General features: G+C 66.1%; 17 protein-coding genes. 5 read left to right on the top strand and 12 right to left on the bottom strand.

Going from position 1 to position 19,491, the window contains the following annotated elements; genetic code table 11:
* The first annotated feature begins 148 nt into the window (after positions 1-148).
* Positions 149-1,108, top strand: a complete 960-nt coding sequence (locus LDO86_RS10310; protein WP_018769263.1) for an alpha/beta hydrolase — start codon at positions 149-151, stop codon at positions 1,106-1,108.
* Between the two features lie 2 nt (positions 1,109-1,110).
* On the opposite strand, the gene LDO86_RS10315 is transcribed toward LDO86_RS10310, so the two are convergent.
* The 3 genes from LDO86_RS10315 to leuA all read right to left on the bottom strand — a co-directional run bounded on the left by LDO86_RS10315 (position 1,111) and on the right by leuA (position 4,536).
* Positions 1,111-1,956, bottom strand: coding sequence for an isoprenyl transferase (locus LDO86_RS10315; RefSeq protein WP_018769264.1), 846 nt, complete (start codon positions 1,954-1,956; stop codon positions 1,111-1,113).
* 2 nt (positions 1,957-1,958) lie between these two features.
* The gene (gene recO, locus LDO86_RS10320; protein ID WP_018769265.1) at positions 1,959-2,711 is read right to left on the bottom strand and encodes a DNA repair protein RecO; all 753 of its coding nucleotides are present in this window, start codon (positions 2,709-2,711) and stop codon (positions 1,959-1,961) included.
* 85 nt (positions 2,712-2,796) lie between these two features.
* Positions 2,797-4,536, bottom strand: a complete 1,740-nt coding sequence (leuA, locus tag LDO86_RS10325) for a 2-isopropylmalate synthase (RefSeq protein ID WP_018769266.1) — start codon at positions 4,534-4,536, stop codon at positions 2,797-2,799.
* Between the two features lie 252 nt (positions 4,537-4,788).
* On the opposite strand from leuA, the gene LDO86_RS10330 reads away from it, so the two are divergent.
* A complete protein-coding gene (locus LDO86_RS10330; RefSeq protein ID WP_018769267.1) occupies positions 4,789-6,741 on the top strand; it encodes a M13-type metalloendopeptidase in 1,953 nt (650 codons plus the stop codon).
* A gap of 99 nt (positions 6,742-6,840) precedes the next feature.
* Here the strand turns inward: LDO86_RS10330 and LDO86_RS10335 are convergent, their stop codons facing one another.
* The 5 genes from LDO86_RS10335 to LDO86_RS10355 form a co-directional block, all read right to left on the bottom strand.
* Positions 6,841-8,304, bottom strand: coding sequence for an LCP family protein (locus LDO86_RS10335; protein ID WP_081620200.1), 1,464 nt, complete (start codon positions 8,302-8,304; stop codon positions 6,841-6,843).
* Between the two features lie 220 nt (positions 8,305-8,524).
* Positions 8,525-9,484: a GTPase Era gene (gene era, locus LDO86_RS10340; protein ID WP_018769269.1), complete on the bottom strand. Its 960-nt coding sequence runs from the start codon at positions 9,482-9,484 to the stop codon at positions 8,525-8,527.
* Entirely contained in the window at positions 9,468-10,799 is a 1,332-nt protein-coding gene (locus LDO86_RS10345) for a hemolysin family protein (protein ID WP_018769270.1), read from the bottom strand. Before LDO86_RS10345 ends, era begins: the two co-directional genes overlap by 17 nt.
* Positions 10,796-11,269 (bottom strand): rRNA maturation RNase YbeY, encoded by a 474-nt coding sequence (gene ybeY, locus LDO86_RS10350; protein ID WP_018769271.1) that lies wholly within the window; start codon positions 11,267-11,269, stop codon positions 10,796-10,798. The genes LDO86_RS10345 and ybeY overlap by 4 nt, the downstream gene beginning before the upstream one ends.
* On the bottom strand, positions 11,266-12,354 hold the full coding sequence (locus LDO86_RS10355; RefSeq protein ID WP_026265765.1) for a PhoH family protein: 1,089 nt from the start codon (positions 12,352-12,354) through the stop codon (positions 11,266-11,268). Before LDO86_RS10355 ends, ybeY begins: the two co-directional genes overlap by 4 nt.
* Positions 12,355-12,759: 405 nt before the next feature.
* Between LDO86_RS10355 and LDO86_RS10360 the strand changes: the two genes are divergently transcribed.
* Positions 12,760-13,677, top strand: a complete 918-nt coding sequence (locus LDO86_RS10360; RefSeq protein WP_018769273.1) for a GerMN domain-containing protein — start codon at positions 12,760-12,762, stop codon at positions 13,675-13,677.
* On the opposite strand, the gene LDO86_RS10365 is transcribed toward LDO86_RS10360, so the two are convergent.
* From LDO86_RS10365 to hrcA, 3 genes are all read right to left on the bottom strand, one after another.
* Positions 13,664-14,443 (bottom strand): 16S rRNA (uracil(1498)-N(3))-methyltransferase, encoded by a 780-nt coding sequence (locus LDO86_RS10365; RefSeq protein WP_018769274.1) that lies wholly within the window; start codon positions 14,441-14,443, stop codon positions 13,664-13,666. The genes LDO86_RS10360 and LDO86_RS10365 overlap by 14 nt on opposite strands.
* A 2-nt stretch (positions 14,444-14,445) precedes the next feature.
* The gene (dnaJ, locus tag LDO86_RS10370; RefSeq protein WP_018769275.1) at positions 14,446-15,573 is read right to left on the bottom strand and encodes a molecular chaperone DnaJ; all 1,128 of its coding nucleotides are present in this window, start codon (positions 15,571-15,573) and stop codon (positions 14,446-14,448) included.
* 87 nt (positions 15,574-15,660) lie between these two features.
* Positions 15,661-16,674 carry a heat-inducible transcriptional repressor HrcA gene (hrcA, locus tag LDO86_RS10375; RefSeq protein WP_018769276.1) on the bottom strand — a complete coding sequence of 338 codons (1,014 nt, stop codon included), beginning with the start codon at positions 16,672-16,674 and terminating at the stop codon, positions 15,661-15,663.
* Positions 16,675-16,845: 171 nt separating this feature from the next.
* Between hrcA and LDO86_RS10380 the strand changes: the two genes are divergently transcribed.
* Together LDO86_RS10380 and LDO86_RS10385 are read left to right on the top strand one after the other, a co-directional pair.
* Complete coding sequence (locus LDO86_RS10380; RefSeq protein ID WP_018769277.1) at positions 16,846-17,697, top strand: DUF3097 domain-containing protein; 852 nt, start codon at positions 16,846-16,848, stop codon at positions 17,695-17,697.
* Positions 17,698-17,816: 119 nt separating this feature from the next.
* Entirely contained in the window at positions 17,817-18,227 is a 411-nt protein-coding gene (locus tag LDO86_RS10385) for a DUF4870 domain-containing protein (protein ID WP_018769278.1), read from the top strand.
* Positions 18,228-18,250: 23 nt separating this feature from the next.
* Here the strand turns inward: LDO86_RS10385 and hemW are convergent, their stop codons facing one another.
* Entirely contained in the window at positions 18,251-19,480 is a 1,230-nt protein-coding gene (hemW, locus tag LDO86_RS10390) for a radical SAM family heme chaperone HemW (RefSeq protein ID WP_018769279.1), read from the bottom strand.
* Between the last annotated feature and the right edge of the window lie 11 nt (positions 19,481-19,491).

The following is a 19,491-nucleotide window of genomic DNA, read 5'->3' on the forward strand; positions in this document are numbered from 1 at the left end:
CTCCAGTTTCCCGTCTCCGGGGGCGCCGCACCAAAACGGAGACGCCGAAGTTCGAACAGCACAGTTCGGACAGCACAGTTCGGAAAGCGCAGTTCGGGCGCCGCAGTTCGGACAGCGCGGTCCGGTGTGCCGGTTTAGCATGATGGGCATGCAGTGGCAGCAGGACATCCTGGGCGGTGACTTCGAGTCACACTCCTTCGCGGCCACCGGACGTGACGGGGTTGAACGGAGGGCAACGCTGGTGCGCGTCCGGCCATCTCCCGACAGGGACCCTGCCGGCGGCAGCCGCCGGGCCGTGCTCTTCCTGCACGGTTGGAGCGATTATTTCTTCAACGTGGACCTGGCACGGTTCTGGGCTGCGGCCGGCTACGACTTCTATGCCCTGGACATGCACAACCACGGACGAAGCCTTCGTCCGGAAGCACCGGGCGGGTACGTGGCCGACCTCGCCGCCTACGACGCTGAAATCGAAGAGGCAATCCGCATCATCCGGGATGCAGGCGCACCGGGTCCCCTGGCCCTGATGGGCCACTCCACGGGCGGCCTGGTGGCAGCCCTGTGGACCACCCGCCATCCGGAAGCTGTTTCGCTGCTGATCCTCAACAGTCCATGGCTGGAAATGCACGGCAGTCCGCTGGTGCGGCGCGCTGCATCCAGCATGGTGCGCCCCTTGGCCCGCTTCCGCCCTGAGATGGTCCTCCGGCTGCCGGAACGCGGCCACTACTGGCGGACCATCAGCAGCTCTGCCGACGGCGAGTGGCCGCTTGACGAGCGGTACCGCCCCCGCATGGCCTTTCCGGTGCGCGCCGGCTGGCTTAGGGCGGTGCTCGCCGGGCAGGCGAAGGTGGCCCGCGGCCTGGGGATCCAGGCGCCGATCCTGGTACTGCTTTCCAAGGGCAGCGCGAACGGGCTCCTCTGGTCCGAGGAAATGCGCCGGACCGACGCGGTCCTGGACGTCAACACCATCAGCGCCAGGGCCCTCACCCTGGGCCGCACCGTAACCGTGGAGCGGATCGACGGCGCGCTGCACGACGTCTTCCTGTCACCCGAACCGGTCCGGGCCGATGCCTACAGGCGGCTGGCCCGCTGGTTGCGGGCGTATGGATGAAGCTATTCCGCCGGGGCAGCGGGCGCCGAGGGAGCAGCGGCGGCGTCCACGGCGCCACCATACCGGCGGTCCCGCCTGGCATACTCCTCGACGGCGGCCCAGAGCGTGCGCCTGTCCACATCCGGCCACAGCGTGTCCATGAACACGAACTCCGCGTAGGCCGACTGCCAGAGCATGAAGTTGGACAGCCGCTGCTCCCCCGAGCTGCGCAGGAACAGGTCCACGTCAGGCAGGTCGGGCTCGTCCAGGTACTTCTGGATGGTCCGCTCGGTAATGGCGCCAGGCTTCAACTTGCCTGCCGCCACATCGGCGGCAATCGCTGAGACCGCGTCAGTGATCTCTGCCCTGCCGCCGTAATTAACACACATGGTCAAGTTACAGGTGGTGTTGGCCACCGTGAACTCTTCGGCTTCCTCCAGCTCACGGATGACCGAACCCCACAGCCGCGGCCGGCGCCCCGCCCAGCGGACCCGCACGCCCCAGTCGTCCAACTGGTTCCGCTGCCTTCGCAGCACATCCTTGTTAAATCCCATCAGGAAGCGGACTTCCTCAGGCGACCTGCGCCAGTTTTCCGTGGAGAACGCGTACACGCTGACGTACTCGATGCCCAGTTCGATGGCCCCTGCCATGACATCGAGCAGCGCCGGCTCCCCTGCCTTGTGCCCCTCGATCCGCGGCAATCCCCGCTGGTTGGCCCAGCGGCCGTTGCCGTCCATGACGATGGCCACGTGCCGGGGAATGAATTCAGCCGGAATAGTGGGTGCCACCGCGCCGGACGGGTGCGGGTACGGCGCCGCCACGGGATGCGTGCGCCGGCGCGGTGCGTTGTTCTTTTTTCCCAGGGCCACTGTCAGCTACGCTCCACATGTTTGAGGGATTTCAGTACTCGTTCCAGATGCCACTGCAGGTACGCGGCCACCAGGCCCGCTGCTTCCTTGCGATGCTGCGGCAGGGAAGCATCCGCCGTCGTCCAGTCCCCGGTCAGCAGCGCTGCCAGCAGCGTCACGGTCTCTGCAGCGGGTGCGGGGGAACCGGGCGGCCGGCACTGTGCACAAACCATGCCGCCAAGGGGCGCGGAGAAGGCCGTGTGCGGGCCCGGCATGCCGCAGCGGGAGCAGTCCGTGAAACTGGGCGCCCACCCGCCGGTGGCAAGGGCGCGCAGAAGGTAGGAGTCCAGGATGAGGCCAGCCGCATGTTCGTTGCGGCTCAGCGCAGCGAGGGCGCCCACCAGCAGGTTGTATTGTGCGGTACCGGCCTCGCCGTCGACGTCCGTCAGTTTCTCAGCCGTCTCCGTCATGGCGGCGGCCACCGTATACCTGCCGTAGTCCGCGGCGATGCTTCCGCCGTATGCACCCTTTGCCACGGCCTGCGTGACGATGTCCAGCGTCCGCCCTGACACCAACTGGAGATCGGCCACCATGAAGGGCTCAAGCCGGGCACCGAAACGGCTGCTGGTGCGGCGCACTCCCTTGGCGACGGCACGGACCTGCCCGTGGTGCTTCGTCAGGAGCGTGATGATCCGGTCCGCCTCGCCCAGCTTGTGGGTACGGAGCACCACGGCGTCGTCCCGGTACGCCCGGGAGGCAAAAGAGTGTTGGACCACGCTCTATCTTCCCATCCTGCCCGGCAGCTCGCTGCCAGGCCACAGTGGCGCCTCCGGAGGAAACCGGCGGCACCACCGGCGGGTATCAGGCCTGGGCGTCCCGGATGGCGCGGTTGACCGCGGAGATCACGGCCTTGAGGGAGGACATGCTGGTGTTGGCATCGATGCCTACACCCCACAGCACCCGCTCCCCCACCGCGCATTCGACGTAGGCCGCGGCCATGGCGTTGCCGCCTTCGGACAACGCGTGTTCGCTGTAGTCCAGCACGCGGACATCCACGCCGTCCTCATGCAGGATGTTCAGCAGGGCCGCAATGGGGCCGTTGCCGGTGCCGGTGCGGCTGACCTGGGCACCATCGATGGTGAGCGACGCGTGCAGCGTCATGCCGCCGTCGGCGTCTGTTTCCGTCTTGACGGCCCCCAGCGAGTAACGGCCCCACTGCCCGTCGGCCCGGCCGGACGGCAGGTATTCGTCCTGGAAAATCTGCCACAGCTGCGCGCCGCTGACTTCCCCGCCCACGGTGTCGGTGCGGCGCTGGATGACGCCGGAGAATTCGATCTGCGCGCGGCGCGGCAGGTCCAGGCTGTGCTCGTTCTTCAGCAGGTAGGCCACGCCACCCTTGCCGGACTGGGAGTTCACCCGGATGACGGCCTCGTAGCTGCGGCCCAGGTCCTTGGGATCCACGGGGAGGTACGGAACCTGCCAGGTGAAGTCGTCCACGGGCTTGCCGGCTGCTGCAGCATCGCGCTCCAGCGCTTCGAAGCCCTTCTTGATGGCGTCCTGGTGGGAGCCGGAGAAGGCGGTGAACACCAGGTCGCCGCCGTACGGCGAACGTTCCGGGACGGGCAGCTGGTTGCAGTACTCCACGGTGCGCCGGACGTCGTCGATGTTGGAGAAGTCGATCATGGGGTCGATGCCCTGGACGAACAGGTTCAGGCCCAGCGTCACCAGGTCCACGTTTCCTGTGCGTTCGCCGTTCCCGAAGAGGCAGCCCTCGATGCGGTCGGCGCCTGCCATGTAGCCCAGCTCGGCGGCGGCGACGCCGGTTCCGCGGTCGTTGTGCGGGTGCAGGGACAGGATGATGCCGTCCCGAGGGTGCAGGTGCCGGCTCATCCACTCGATGGAATCGGCGTAGACGTTGGGCGTGGCCATTTCCACCGTGGCGGGCAGGTTGATGATCACCTGCCGGTCGGCGGACGCTTCAAAGACATCGGCGACGGCGTTGCACACCCGGACGGCGTACTCGAGCTCCGTACCCGTGAAGGACTCCGGGGAGTACTCGTAGGTCACGTGCGTGTCCACGAGTGTTTCCTCGTACTTCTTGCACAGGCGGGCACCCTGCAGTGCGATGTCCAGGATGCCGTCCTCGTCCTGGTTGAAGACCACGCGCCGCTGCAGCACGGACGTGGAGTTGTAGAGGTGGACGATGGCCTGCTTGGCACCCACCAGGGACTCGTAGGTCCGTTCGATGAGGTGTTCCCGCGCCTGCGTCAGGACCTGGATGGTGACGTCGTCCGGGATGTGGTTGCCCTCGATGAGCTGGCGGACAAAGTCGAAGTCCGTCTGGGAAGCGGACGGGAAACCGACCTCGATTTCCTTGTAGCCCATGCGGACCAGCAGGTCGAACATCTTCATCTTGCGCGCCGGGCTCATGGGATCGATCAGGGCCTGGTTTCCGTCGCGCAGGTCCACCGCGCACCACCGCGGGGCCTTGGTGATGATCTTGTCCGGCCAGGTGCGGTCCGGCAGTTCAACCTTGATCAGGTCCTGGAAGGGCGTGTACCGGTGGGCGGGCATTCCGGAGGGCTTTTGTGCGTTACGCATGATGTTCGTGGCCTTTTCTATCGATCTTCAGTGAAAGGGTGGCCGGGCAACACAAACTCCGCAGCGAGGGTGGGCCGTGCGCTAGATAGCGTCTGTGGCCTCGCCGCGGCAGCTAAGGAGAAGGAGCTCTGCACGCACTCTTTGAGCGTAACACGGGTGCGTAAGATGAAAGGGCACTACCGTCCGTAAAGTCCAGCATGCAGACGCCTCCGGTGGTCAGCCGGACGCAGGCGTTCCAGCAAAGGAGTTGCAGTGCCCATTTCGGGGATCGATCTGTCCACCATTGATCACACAGTCCGGCCTCAGGACGACCTTTACCAACATGTCAACGGCGCCTGGTTGAAAGCCACCGAAATTCCGGACGACCGGCCCCTGGAGGGAACCTTCACCGCTCTTCGCGACGGGTCCGAAATCGCTGTCCGGGACATCATCGAGGAGGCGGCGGCCAAGGGCGCGGACGCCAGCGGGATCGAACGGAAGATCGGCGGCCTCTACAACAGCTTCATGGACGAAGCGACGGTGGAAGGCAAGGGCATGGAGCCGATCCGCGGGCGGCTCGGCGACGTGTTCGCCACGGACTCGGTAGCTGACCTCATCGCACTGGCGGGCCGGTTGTTCCGTGCGGACGTGGGCGGGCTTTTCTACATCTACCCGGCCCCCGATGCGGGGAACCCTGACCGGGTCCTGTTGTACACCGGGCAGGGTGGCCTGGGCCTTCCCGACGAGTCGTACTACCGGGAAGAGAAGTTCGCACCCATCGTGGCGGCCTACACCGCGCACGTGCAGAAAATGTTTGAACTGGCCGGGGTGGCCGATCCCCATGGTGCGGCCGGGCGGGTTGTCGAACTGGAGACGAAGCTCGCGTCCCACCACTGGGACAATGTCACCCTCCGGGATCCGCAAAAGACCTACAACCTGAAGACGGCGGAGGAAGCCAATGCGCTGTTCCCCCTCCTGGCCACGTGGTTCGACGCCGCGGGAATCGACGCAGACAAGCGTACGGAAATCGTGGTGAGCACCCCTGACTTCTTCACCGGTGCCGCCGGCCTCCTGGACGAAGTTCCGGTGGCAACGTGGCAGGAGTGGCTGGCCATGCGCGTCATCAGCGCCGCTGCACCTTATCTGTCGGCAGCCTTTGTGGACGCCAATTTCGCGTTTTACGGCACCACGATCAGCGGCACGCCCCGCAACAAGGACCGGTGGAAGCGCGGCGTTGGCGTCGTCGAAGCCGCCCTTGGTGAAGCTGTGGGCCAGATCTACGTGGCCCGCCATTTCCCCGAATCGCACAAGGCACGGATGCAGACCCTGGTGGCCAACCTTATCGAGGCCTACCGCCGCAGCATTAATGACGTTGCATGGATGGGCGGGGACACCAAGGCCGAGGCGCTCCGGAAGCTGGAGGCCTTCCGGGCCAAGATCGGCTACCCGGACGAGTGGATTGACTACTCAGCCGTGGAGATCGACCCCGAGGACCTCCTGGGGAACGTCGAACGCGCCCACAATGCCGACGTCGACAGGCACCTGGATGAGGTGGGCAAGCCGGTGGACCGGAACAAGTGGCTGATGACCCCGCAGACGGTTAACGCCTACTACCACCCGATGATGAACGAAATCGTGTTCCCGGCAGCGATCCTGCAGCCGCCCTTCTTCACCGCCGACGCGGACGACGCCGTGAACTACGGCGGCATTGGCGCCGTCATCGGCCACGAGATCGGGCATGGCTTTGATGACCAGGGCTCACAGTTCGACGGCGGCGGAGCGCTCCGCAACTGGTGGACGGACCAGGACCGCCAGGCTTTTGAGGCGCTGACGGCGCGGCTTGTGGCCCAGTTCGATGCGCTCTCCCCCGCTGCAGCGCCCGGACACCACGTCAACGGACGCCTGACATTGGGCGAAAATATTGGTGACCTGGCAGGCCTGACCATCGCCTACAAGGCCTACCAGATCAGCCTGGACGGGAAGGAACCGGAGGTCCTGGACGGGCTGACCGGTGAACAGCGCTTCTTCGCTTCCTGGGCAGCAGGCTGGCGCCAGGTCATCCGGCAGGAGGAGGCCATCCGGCGCCTTGCCACCGATCCCCACTCCCCCAACGAGTTCCGGACCAACGCGATCGCCAGGAACCTGGACCCGTTCCACGAAGCGTTCGACGTCACCGAGGAGGACGGCATGTGGATGCCGCCCGCCGAGCGGGTCAGCATCTGGTAGCCGCATAACAGAAATGGGCCCCGCCGTTGCCGGCGGGGCCCATTTTGTTGCCTGCCGGAGGTACTGCTGCCTGCAGCTGTACCAAGGCATGGAACGTCGCTACCGGCGCACGATCAGTTCGGGATTCGCCTGCTGGCAGACCTTGTCCCCGGCGGTCTGGTTGACGATGTCCTGGGGCAATGCTGCGGCAGGACTGCCGGCCTCATAGGCGGTGCCGGTGGTGAAGTCGCTGCCGAGGTAAACCTGTACGCCGGTCACGCCGGGAGCCGGAATCATCAGGGTGGCAGGAATCCCCAGCATGGCAGCGACATCTGCTGCCACGTCATCGAAGCCGTTGCCGTAATACACTGCCGTCTTGGCCACGGGCTGGGCCAGGAACTGGCCCGTCTGGGCGAAGCCGCCCGACACCAATGCCTGGACGATTTCCTGGGCGCGGCCTGCGACGCCGCTTCCGTTGGCGACGGTTACGGGCTGGATGGCCTTGTTGTAGGGCGGCACCGGCGGGGCTGTCTCAGTAGGGGCCGCGGACGGGGTTGCCGATTCAGTGGGTGACGGCGTGGTGGGCGCGGTGGGGTCGGTGAGGTCCACGTTCTTCCGCATTGCCGAGAAGAGCTGTGCGCCCGCTGGTTCGGCGATGACCAGCCGGTTGGGATCGATGGGTGCCGGCGTGGTGGGCACCGCGACAAACGCGACCTTGCCGATGTCGATGTTCTTGAGCCGGTTGCCGATCGTCAGCAGGGTGGGGACAGAGGCAAGGCCGTCATCCACTGTCAGGTTCTGGGTTACGACGTCCGCGATCTTCAGCATCTTCGCGGGATCGGACAGGGTTCCATCGTCCTTGATCTTGCGGGTCAGCGCCGAGAGGAAGCCCTGTTGCGCCTTGATGCGGCCAAGGTCGCCGCCGTCGGCAAAGGCGTGGCGGGTGCGGAGGAAGGCAAGCGCCATCTCGCCCTGCACGGTCGAGGTTCCGGCCGGCAGCCGCAGCCGGGAATCAGGATCGTAGACGGCGTCGCTGATGCAGACTTCCACACCACCCACGGCGTTGGAAAGTTCCTTCACGGCGTTGAAGTCGGCCATCATGAAGTGGTCCACCTGCATGCCGGTGAGCTTGTTGACGGTATCCACGGCGCAGCCGATGCCGGCCTCGCTCATGGCCTCATTGATCATGACGCCGGTGCGGGCAGGATAGTCCTTGCCGGTCTTCTTGTCCTTGCAGTCAGGAATGTCCACCAGCAGGTCGCGCGGAAAGCTGATGACGTTGACGCGCTTGTTGTCCTCGGAGATGTCCATCAGCATCATCACGTCCGACTTGCCATAGCCCGTGGAATCGTCGGCTGTGCCATATTGCGAGTTTTTTCCGTCGCGGGTGTCCGAGCCGAGGATCAGGATCTGCAGCCGGCCCGTGGCATCGTTCCCGGGGGATTCGGTGCTTTCGCCGCCGGCATTCAGCGGCGCCTTGGAGATGTTGTTCTGCAGCCGGAGGAACCAAAAACCGGCAAAGGCGATCCCGGCCACGAGGACCAGCGCCATGACACCCGTGACGGCTTTGAGCCAGATGGGCATCCCGCGCAGCGTACCGAGGTGCCGGGCGGCACCTACGGCGCCGCCGTTCGCGTGGCGGGATACCGGTCCCGGTCCGGCTGACAGGTCAGCCCCGTTGTCGCGTTTGTCGCGGCCTCGACCCACGTCGTGAACCTTCCTCTAAATACAGAATCCGGTCCATTTTAGTGGTCCAGCCTGGAAAACTTGCCTGCCGCACTCCTGCGAACGTTCTTTTCGTGGATCAGAAACCCAGCTTGACCAGCTGTTTCGGGTCGCGCTGCCAGTCCTTGGCCACCTTGACGTGGAGGTCCAGGTAGATGCGCGTGCCCAGGAGGGCTTCGATGCCTTTGCGGGCGTTGGTCCCGACTTCACGCAACCGGCTGCCGCCCTTGCCGATGATGATGGCCTTCTGGGACGGCCGCTCGACATAGAGGTTGACGCGCACATCAAGCAGGGGGCTGTCGTCAGGCCGGTCCTCCCGGGGAACGATTTCCTCCACCACCACGGCCAGGGAATGGGGAAGCTCGTCCCGGACACCCTCAAGGGCAGCTTCGCGGATCAGTTCCGCCACCATGACTGCCTCGGGCTCATCCGTCAGTTCGCCGTCCGGGTACAACGGGGGCGACGGCGGCATGTGGCTGATCAGCACGTCGGCGACTGTTTCCACCTGGAAGCCGTCAGTGGCGGATACCGGAACGATGTCCTTCCAGCCGTCCTCCCCCATTACTTCGCGGCCCAGGGCCGCCACCGCAAGGAGCTGTTCGGTGAGCGCCTGCTTGTCCACGAGGTCAGTTTTGGTGACGATGGCGATCACCGGTTTGCGGCCGACGGCGGCAAGCTGGGCGGCGATGAACCTGTCGCCGGGGCCGATTTTCTCGTTGGCCGGCAGGCAGAATCCGATGGCGTCCACCTCGGCGAGGGTATCCGCGACGAGGTCGTTCAGGCGCTTGCCGAGCAGGGTGCGGGGACGGTGCAGGCCCGGAGTATCCACCAGGATCAGCTGGGCGTCCTCGCGGTGCACGATGCCCCGGATGGTGTGCCGCGTGGTCTGCGGTTTGGCGGACGTGATGGCCACCTTCTTGCCCACCAGCGCGTTGGTCAGGGTGGACTTGCCCGCATTGGGCCTGCCGACGAGCACCGAAAATCCGGCGCGGAATCCGCCGAAGTCGTCCGTGGCCGCAGCCTTATTTTTCTTGCTCACGTGGAACTCCCTGCTGGGTTGCTTCGGCCTCTTCCAGGAGGCCTTCAAGGTCAGTCTCTACTCTTGGTACCGGCGCCGCAATGATGTGGCTGACCCGGTTCCGCCGGCCTTCAAGCCGGTCCGCACGCAGCGATACGCCCTGCACTTCCACGCTGCTGCCCACGATCGGGACGCGGCCAAGTGCCTTGGCGAGGAGGCCGCCCACGGTGTCCACCTCGTCGTCGTCGATTTCCAGGTCGAAGAGCTCGCCGAGATCGTCGATGCCCATCCGGGCACTGACCCGGTAGGAACCGTCCCCCAGCGCGACGGCTTCCGCGCTCTCGGTGTCATATTCGTCGACGATCTCGCCGACGATCTCCTCGATCAGGTCCTCGAGGGTTACCAGTCCGGCGGTGCCGCCGTATTCGTCGATCACGATCGCAACGTGCGTGGACTCCTTCTGCAGTTCACGCAGGAGGTCGCTCACAGGCTTGGACTCCGGCACGTAGCGCACCTCGCGGGCCAGCGACTCGACCAGCGGCGGCTCCTGGTCCGCACGGAGCTGGTGGATCACTGCAGCAACGTCCTTGAGGTACACGATGCCAAGGATGTGGTCAGTGTTCTCGTTGATGACGGGGATCCGCGAGTATCCGGACCGCAGGAACAGGGACATCGCCTGGTGCAGGCTGGACCCGGCGTCAATGCTGACGATGTCCGTCCTGGGAACCATGACGGCGCGCACCAGGGTGTCGCCGAAGTCGAAGACCGACTGGATCATCTCCGCTTCGGTGTCCTCGATCATGTCGGACTCGCTGGCACGGTCCACCAGTTCCCGGAACTCCTGTTCGCTGAAGAACGCATCGTCGCCGCCCGGCGCCCCGGGGGCCGCCGAACTTCCCAACGCCACCAGCCAGCCGGGAATCGGTCCCAGCACGCTGGTGAGGAACCGGACCATCGGGGCAGTGAAGCGGACAACGGCAGTGGAGTGCAGCCTGCCCAGCTGGCGGGGCGAAACGCCCACGATCACGAACCCAAGAAGGGCCATGATGCCGGTGGCCACCAGGCCGGCAAGCCACACGTTGTCCAGCAGGCTGGAGATCAGGACGGCGACGGCCACCGCGGAGGCCATCTCGAACCACACCCGCCAGAAGCGCAGCGCCCGGGTGTGGGCCACGGGCTCGGCAAGGATGCGCCGCATGGCGGTGCCGCGGCTCCTGTGCAGAGCATCTTCGGCGTCGTGCCGGGGAAGGAAACTGAAGGCGGCCTCGGCCGCTGTCAGCAGGGCCGCGACGGCAAGGAAAACCAATGCCACCGCGACCAGGAGCAGTTGCGTCACTGGGTCGTCTCTGCAGGTGCTTCTTTGCCCGTGAAGCCGGACAGGAGTTCCCGCTGGAGCCCGAACATCTCTGCCTTCTCCTCCGGTTCGGCATGGTCATAGCCCAGCAGGTGAAGGATGCCGTGTGTGGCCAGCAGCAGCATCTCGTCCTGCAGCGAGTGGCCGGCGTTCCGGGCCTGCACCTTTGCAACCTGCGGGCAGATGGCAATGTCACCCAGCATGCCCTGCGGGGTGGGCCGGTCTGGCGTCCCCGGGGTTAATTCGTCCATGGGAACCGAGAGCACGTCGGTGGCACCCGGTTCGTCCATCAGTTCAATGTGCAGCTTCTCCATGGCCGGCTCATCCACGAGGAGGATGGACAGTTCGGCCTGCGGATGAATGTAGAGCTGCTCAAAAATGTACCGCGACAGTGCCACGAGCTCCGACTCCTCCACCTGGACGCCGGACTCGTTGTTCACCTCGATGCTCACGCGTGTTCCCCCCGTTTTTCCCGGCCGGCTGAATGCTTGAGCCGGCTCCGCTGGGTTTCATCCCAGATGCTGTACGCGTTGACGATGTCCCCGACCAGCCGGTGCCGCACCACGTCGGCGGCATCCAGGACCGAGAAGCTCACGCCGTCGATTCCCTGCAGGATTTCCTCAACGATCCGCAGCCCGGAACGCGTCCCAAACGGCAGGTCCACCTGGGTGACGTCTCCGGTGACCACCATCTTGGATCCGAAACCGAGCCGGGTGAGGAACATCTTCATCTGTTCCGGCGTGGTGTTCTGCGCCTCGTCAAGGATGATGAAGGCGTCGTTAAGCGTCCGGCCGCGCATGTAGGCCAGGGGTGCCACTTCAATGGTGCCGGCCGCCATCAGGCGCGGAATGGATTCGGGGTCCATCATGTCGTGCAGGGCGTCGTAGAGCGGCCGGAGATAGGGGTCGATCTTGTCGCTGAGCGTGCCGGGGAGGAAACCAAGCCGTTCCCCCGCTTCCACCGCGGGGCGGGTCAGGATGATCCGGCTGACCTCTTTTTGCTGCAGCGCCTGGACGGCTTTTGCCATGGCCAGGTACGTCTTGCCGGTGCCGGCCGGACCAATGCCGAAGATCACGGTGTTGGCGTCGATGGCATCAACATAGTTCTTCTGGTTCAGCGTCTTGGGCCGGATGGTCCTGCCGCGGCTGGAGAGGATGTCGTGGGTGAGCACATCCACGGGATTCTGCAGTGACTGCGTGCGCAGGAGGGACACCAGCTGCTGCAGCACAGCAGGAGTGATGACCGTGCCGCGGGCCACCAGGCCACGGACTTCCTGCAGGAGCCGCATGATCCGGGGAACATCACCGGCGGGGCCGTTGATGGACAGTTCATTACCCCGGGCATGGAAGTTGACGGCCGGGAACTGCTCTTCGATGAACCGCAACGCCTCGTCATGGCTGCCGAGTGATTGAACCATCTGGTCGGAGTTCTCAAAGAGGACTACTTCAGTCCGGGTGCCGGGCAGGGAGTGCGGGAATTCACCCGGACTGCCTTCGCCCGTATTGAGCCGGCGCTTACCATTTGCTGATTCAGTCATGGTGCTGGCCCGCAGGCCCGTGGTCCCCTCGAAGATCGACATCTATGTTTGCGTTCGCTGATGCCGGCGCCCGTTGGACGGTGCTCCTGGCCCCAGCGATCCCTTTATCTTACGCCAGCGCGGGGCCGGGCCGGATACCAGGCCGCCATGGAGCAGCGGCTGCAACCCGTCCGGAGGGTGCCGGGACGTCCTTAGGTATCAACTTCATATCGGCCTCATATCGTTCCCGTTGCAGTTGTGCCCGCGGAGGCAAAGAGCGGCTGGGCGGCCGCGCCGCTGTGCAATGCTGGAAATCCAGCATCTGCTGGAACACCAGGCCGCCAGGGGGATCGGCCCGCCACGCCAGGAAAGGACAAGGGCAGGACAGTGCCGGAAACCTCTGCGCCCGAAAGGGCGGGACGACCGATGGGCCGTCTGCGCCCCGCCGTCCTTGCAGGAATCCTGGTCCTGGTTCCGGTCCTTGCGGGCTGCACGGCCGAGGGCGGCCCCTCACCCACCGGCACCATCGCCTCAGTGCCGGCAACGGGCGGCACCATGCCGGACACGCTGTCCACCAGCGCCCCGCTGGAAACCGCACAGTCCTCCAACAAGGCGCCGGTCTACTGGATCGGCCGCAGCGGCGGGAACATCTTTCTTTACCGGGAATTCCGCGACGTCCCTGAACAGGAGAACCCGGTCACCCGCGCCCTGCGGGCCATGATGTCCGAGAAGCCGCTGGACCCTGACTTCTTCACGCCCTGGCAGAACCCGGACAAACTTGCCACCTCAATCTCCGGCAAGGACGTCATCACCGTCGACGTCTCCTCGGACGCTTTCAACAGCAACCTCGATGCCGACATGGCTGCCCGGGCCATCCAGCAGCTGATCTACACGGCAACCGCTGCCGCCGCCAGTTCGGGCCTGATCGACACCGGCCAGCAGATCCGGGTCCGGATCCTCGTGGACGGCCACACGGACTACGTGGCCTTCGGCAAAGTGCAGCTCGGGGCCCTGATGACCCGCGCCGCGGGCCTGGTGGCGCCCGTCTGGATCATTGATCCCCAGGAGAACGCCGAAGTGCCCGGCGGGAGCGTGAAGATCACCGGCCGCAGCACATCGCCCGGGGCGAAGCTCCGCTGGCAGATCCTGCAGTCTACGGACGGCGGCAGCAAAGCACCGTTCCTGGCGGGTGAAACCACGGCTGCGTCCGAACAGGGGCAGGCCGGCGTCTTCACCCTGGCCCTGAACCTTCCGCCGGGCGATTACATGCTGCGGGTGGCCCAGGCCGGCTCCGGCGGGGAACCGGACCGGAACGAGGACACGAGGTCCTTTAAGGTCCGGTAGCCGTCCACCGGCCAAGGACGTCGCTGGCAAGCACGACGGCGGCCGGGCCGGCCGTGGAGGACCGCAGGACATGGTGCCCCAGGAGGGCGGTCACGGCGCCCTTATCGCAGAGTTTCGTTACCTCCCGCTGGCTGATGCCGCCCTCCGGACCGACGATGAGCAGGATTTCCCGGGGTCCGGAGCCTGCTTTCCCTTGCCATGTTTCAAGGACGGTGCGCAGCGGCCGAACGGCGTCCTCATGCAGGATGACAGCGAGGTCGGCAGCTTCCACGGCAGCGGAAAGCCCGGCAGTGTCGACGGCGGACCGCACTTCGGGGATCCAGGCGCGCCGTGCCTGCTTGGCGGCCGCGGCCACGGAGGATTCCCATTTGGCATGGGCCCGGGCTGCGCGGTCGCCCTTCCAGCGGACGATTGACCGTTCGGACTGCCAGGGTATGACGGCGTCGATGCCCAGTTCCGTGGCCGTCTCGATGGCCAGCTCGTCGCGGTCCCCCTTGGCGAGGGCCTGGACCAGCACCAGCCGGACGTCCGGCCTGTCTTCGACGGTCAGCGTCCCGCATTCCACCTCGAGTGCGGAGGGAGCGGCGGACACCACCTTCCCGGTCATCCGGGTGCCGGCGCCGTCGACGATGTCCACCGCTTCGCCGGGAGACAGCCGTTTGACGGTGACGGCATGCCGCGCCTCCGCCCCGTCGAGGACAAAGAGTTTGCCGGCCGCCATCCCGGCCAGCGAACCGGGGGGCGTGAAGAAGACGGGGTTGCTCACCGCTACAGGTTACCGAGCCGGTCCCGGAGCTTGGCGAACATGCCGCCGCTGGCAGCGAGCTTGCCCTCGGTGATCTGTTCACCACGGAGCTTGGCCAGTTGGCGCAGGAGGTCCTCCTGCGCGGGGTCGAGCTTGGCCGGGGTGTCCACCTGGAGGTGGACCTTCAGGTCGCCGCGGCCGTAGCCCCTCAGGTGGGTGACGCCGAGGCCGCGCAGGGTGATGATCTCCCCCGACTGGGTACCGGGCTTGACGTCGATCTCCTGCGTGCCGTCGAAGGTTTCCAGGCTGACATCCGTGCCCAGGGCGGCTGCCGTCATGGGGATGTGCAGGGTGGCGTGCAGGTCGTCGCCCTCCCGCACGTAGGTGGCGTCATTGTTGACGCGGATCTCCACGTACAGGTCGCCGGCCGGACCGCCCGCGGGGCCAGCCTCGCCCTGGCCGGAGAGCTGGATCCGGGTTCCGGTGGCCACACCGGCAGGGACCTTGATGGTCAGCGACCGGCGGCTGCGGATACGGCCCTGGCCGCTGCACTCGTTGCAGGGATCCTTGATGACGGTGCCGAAACCTTCGCAGGTGCCGCAGGGGGCGGCCGTCATGACCTGGCCGAGGATGGAGCGGACGGCCCGCTGGACCTGTCCGCTGCCGCCGCAGATGTCGCAGCGTTCCGGATGGGTGCCGGGGCGGCAACAGGATCCGTCACAGGTGGGGCAGACCACGGCGGTGTCCACTTCGAGTTTCTTGTTCACGCCGAATACGGCGTCGCGGAGGTCGATCCGTACGCTGATCAGGGCATCCTGGCCGCGGCGGATACGGGAAGCGGGACCGGACGTGCCGCCGGCGCCGAAGAAGGTGTCGAAAATGTCCTGGAACGCGAAGCCCTGGCCCGCGTAGCCTGCGCCGCCGAAACCGTTGTCGGTGCCGTTCTCATTGCCGGTGGTGTCGTAGATCCGGCGCTTCTGGGGGTCCGAAAGCACCTCGTAGGCGTGAGTTACTGCCTTGAACCGTTCCGATGCGTCCGCACCGGGGTTTACGTCCGGGTGTAGGGTGCGGGCCAGCTTGCGGTAGGCCTTTTTGATTTCTTCACCCGTCGCTTCGGGTGAGACTCCAAGGACGTCATAGTGGCTGCTCAAAGTTCGTATCTCTTCCTTGTTGTACTGCGTTCAGTTGGGCGGCCCAGCTCTTGCTTTCCGGCCGAAGCGCGCTCCGGCGGCCAAGAGTCAGGGCCCCAAAATCCTGGAAAGGTAGCGCGCCACTGCCCTGACGGCGGCCATGGTGGTGGGGTAATCCATCCGGGTGGGCCCGAGGATGCCTACTTTCGCCGAGCTGTCCGGACCGTAGGCAGTGGCCACCACGGAGGCCTCGGCAAGGCCGTCGTACGGGTTCTCCCGTCCGATGCTGACAGCGACGCCGCGGTGGTCCTGGGCCATTTCGCTCAACAGCCGCAGCATCACCACCTGTTCCTCCAGCGCCTCGAGCACCGGGCCGATGCTGAGGGGGAAGTCGACGTTGGACCTGGCCAGGTTGGCGGTGCCGGCCATGACCATCCGGTCCTCCCGGCTGTTTTGCGCCAGGCCCTCCAGCCCGAGCGCCAATGCGTGTGCCGCCTGCCGCTGCGGGTGCGGGGTGGCGGCGACGACGGCGGGCAGCGCCTGGGCCAGTTGGCGCAGCGGTGTTCCGCCCAGTGCACCGAGGAACCGGGTGCGCAGTTCAGCCAGTGCGTCGTCGCCAAGGTCCTGCCCGACGTCGATCACCCGCTGCTCCACCTTGCCGCTGTTGGCGATCAGGACGACGAGGACCTTGCGCGGGGCGAGCAGGACGAATTCGATGTGCCGGACCAGTGCCCTGCTCAGGTGCGGATACTGCACCACGGCAACCTGGTTGGTCAGCTGCGACAGCAGCCGGACGGTCCTCTCCAGCACGTCGTCGAGGTCGTCCGCGCCTTCGAGCAGGGACTGGATGGCGCGGCGTTCGGCGGCCGAGAGCGGCTTGACAGCCGAGATTTGGTCCACAAAGAGCCGGTAGCCCTTGTCCGTGGGAATCCGGCCGGCACTGGTGTGCGGGGCGGTGATCAGCCCCTCGTCCTCCAGTGCGGCCATGTCATTGCGGATGGTGGCGCTGGAAACACCAAGATGATGCCGCTCCACCAGGGCCTTGGACCCAACCGGCTCGCGGGAGTGGACGTAGTCCTCCACGATGGCCCGCAGTACTTCCAGCTTGCGTGGCTCGCTCACTCTCCACCTCCATCCATGGTTCGGGGCGCATGCCCCTCCCGATGCAACCCAGGGTTAGCACTCGACATGCCTAAGTGCTAACAGTCTATTATGCCTCGGCCCGTTGTTAGCATTGGTACCGCTCCGGGCGAAATTGCGGAGTTGAACACTAGTGCTAGGCGGATTAAATCCATGGATTACCGGAACTGGGGCCCACGCGGCATATCCGCTCCCGCACGGACGGAACTGCCTGAGGTCCCCGTGGAGCGCGGCATGGTGCTCGAGGAAGTGCAGTCAGGCTGGGTGGGTGCCGTGACCCGGGTGGAGAAATCCGGCGGCATGCATGTGGTGGCGCTGGAGGACCGCAGGGGAAAATCGCGTACCTTCCGCCTTGGGTTCGGCTTCCTCCTGGAGGGCCGGCCGATCCGGCTGATGCCACCCGCCCCCCGGCCGGCCGCTGCCGGTCCCGCGGCGGGCAGGACGGCCTCGGGGTCCGTTCGGGTCGCCGGACAACGCGCCCAGGTGGCCAAGGCCAGCCGGATCTGGGTGGAAGGCAAGCACGACGCCGAACTGGTGGAGAAGGTCTGGGGAGACGACCTCCGGGTGGAGGGCATCGTCGTCGAGCCCCTGCACGGCATTGACGACCTTGCCGCAGCCGTCGCGGACTTCAGGCCGGGGCCTGGCCGCCGTCTTGGCGTCCTGGTGGACCACCTGGTTCCTGACTCCAAGGAGTCCCGCATCGCGGATGCCGTCATGGCCTCCCCGGGCGCCGCAGGCAACGTCCTGATCGTCGGTCACCCCTACGTGGACGTCTGGCAGGCGATCCGGCCCGCTGTCCTTGGCATCGACAAATGGCCGGCCGTGCCCCGCGGGCAGGACTGGAAGACAGGGATCCTGAAAGCCTTCGGCTGGCCCCACGCCACCAAGGAAGATGTCGGCCTGGGATGGCAGAAGCTGCTGGGCGCCGTGCGCACGTACGCGGACCTCGAAGCGTCGCTGCTGGGCAGGGTCGAGGAAGTCATCGATTTCCTGACCGTGCCGTGAAGGGCGGACGGCGTCCCGGGAACCAGTATTCTTGGTAGTGCGGTTCCTTGTTTCCTGAGGCACTGCGCACCGCGCCGGAATTGTAGTCAGCACCACTTGCACCTTCGAAGGAACAGACTGTGGCAGAAAACGCACGTGATCACAGGGACGGCCAGGGCCGTTCCGAGTACCATGGCGTCCCCGCCAACGCCCTGCCGCTTACGGCCAGCGAAGACCGCCAGTGGGCGACGCTGGCGCACTTCGGCGGGATCCTGGGGTGCGTCCCCTCGCTGCTGATCTACTTGATCTTCCGTGACCGCGGGCCATTTACCGCCCAGGAATCCAAGGAAGCGCTGAACTTCAGCCTGCCGCCCACCATCGCCGCGGTGCTGGCCAACATCCTGGTGTTCGTCCCCTACGTCGGGAACATCTTCGCGGTCATTGCCACGCTGATCTGGGTGGCGCTCACGTGCTTCTCCGTCGCGGCAGGGATCCACGTCAACCGGGGCCAGCCGCACCGCTACCAGTACAACCTGCGCTGGATCAAGTAAGGGCAACTGCCCGCGGGCCGGCTCTAGTCCGGCAGGATGCGGCGGACTACTGCGTCTGCCAAGAGCCTGCCCTTGAGGGTCAGGACCAGGCGTCCGCGGAATGCGGCAGCAGGATCAACCAGGCCGGCTGCGATCAGTCCGGCCACCTCGTGGCGTCCCCCGGCACTCAGCGTTGAGACATCCAGTCCCGACTGGAGGCGGGCCTCCAGCATGACCCGCTCCAGGTTCCTTGTTTCCGCGTCCAGGGTTTCCCTGCCGGCGGCGGGCGAAAGCCCCTGCGACAGCCGGTTCGCGTAAGCGGACGGGTGCTTGACGTTCCACCAGCGGACCCCGCCCATGTGTGAGTGCGCGCCCGGGCCGATGCCCCACCAGTCGTCACCCCGCCAGTATGCGAGGTTGTGGCGGCAGGCCTGCTCCGGAGTCCGCGCCCAGTTGCTGACCTCGTACCAGCCAAGTCCGGCTTCGGTGATCAGCTGGTCGGCGAGCTCGTACTTGTCGGCGTGGTCGTCGTCGTCGATTCCCGGGACTTCGCCGCGGCGCATCTGCGCGGCCAGCTTGGTGCCCTCCTCAACGATCAGCGCGTAGGCGCTGATGTGGTCCGGCCCGTAGGAAAGCGCCGTTTCGAGGGAGTGCCGCCAGTCGGCCAGCGACTCCCCCGGCGTCCCGTAAATCAGGTCCAGGCTGACAGCCAGTCCTGCCTCGCGCGCCCACTGCACCACCTGCGGCACCCGGCTGGGCGTATGGGTCCGGTCCAGCACCTTGAGCACGTGCGGAACCGCGGACTGCATCCCAAAGGACACCCTGGTGAACCCGGCGTCCTTGAGGACGGCAAGGGACTCCGGCGTGACGGAATCGGGGTTGGCTTCGGTGGTGACCTCGGCGCCGTCGTCAATGCCCCATTGGTCGATGGCGGCCCGGAGGATCAGGGCGAGGTCATCGGCCGGCAGCAGCGTGGGCGTGCCGCCGCCAAAGAAGACGGTGCTGAGCTTCCGGTCCGGCAGCCCTGAACGTGACAGCACAGCAGCCGCCAGCGACACCTCGGACACGGCGGTCTGGGCGTATGCGTCCTGGGACGCTCCGCCGCCAAGTTCCGTGGCGGTGTAGGTGTTGAAGTCGCAGTAGCCGCAGCGCACAGCGCAGAACGGGATGTGGACGTACAACCCGAAAGCCCGGGCCGCCGCACCGTCCGCTGCCTGGGCAGGCAGCAGACCGTCCGACGGCGCCGGGTCGCCGAGGGGAAGAACGCTGGGCATCAGCGGGTCCC

Source organism: Arthrobacter sp. StoSoilB19 (assembly GCF_019977275.1).
Taxonomy (GTDB): Bacteria; Actinomycetota; Actinomycetes; order Actinomycetales; family Micrococcaceae; genus Arthrobacter.

Coding starts and splice junctions, on each gene's coding strand:
- LDO86_RS10310 (WP_018769263.1), top strand. CDS start 149: ATGCAGTGGCAGCAGGACATCCTGGGCGGTGACTTCGAGTCACACTCC.
- leuA (WP_018769266.1), bottom strand. CDS start 4,536: ATGCGTAACGCACAAAAGCCCTCCGGAATGCCCGCCCACCGGTACACG.
- LDO86_RS10335 (WP_081620200.1), bottom strand. CDS start 8,304: ATGCCCATCTGGCTCAAAGCCGTCACGGGTGTCATGGCGCTGGTCCTC.
- LDO86_RS10355 (WP_026265765.1), bottom strand. CDS start 12,354: ATGACTGAATCAGCAAATGGTAAGCGCCGGCTCAATACGGGCGAAGGC.
- LDO86_RS10360 (WP_018769273.1), top strand. CDS start 12,760: ATGGGCCGTCTGCGCCCCGCCGTCCTTGCAGGAATCCTGGTCCTGGTT.
- LDO86_RS10380 (WP_018769277.1), top strand. CDS start 16,846: ATGGATTACCGGAACTGGGGCCCACGCGGCATATCCGCTCCCGCACGG.
- hemW (WP_018769279.1), bottom strand. CDS start 19,480: ATGCCCAGCGTTCTTCCCCTCGGCGACCCGGCGCCGTCGGACGGTCTG.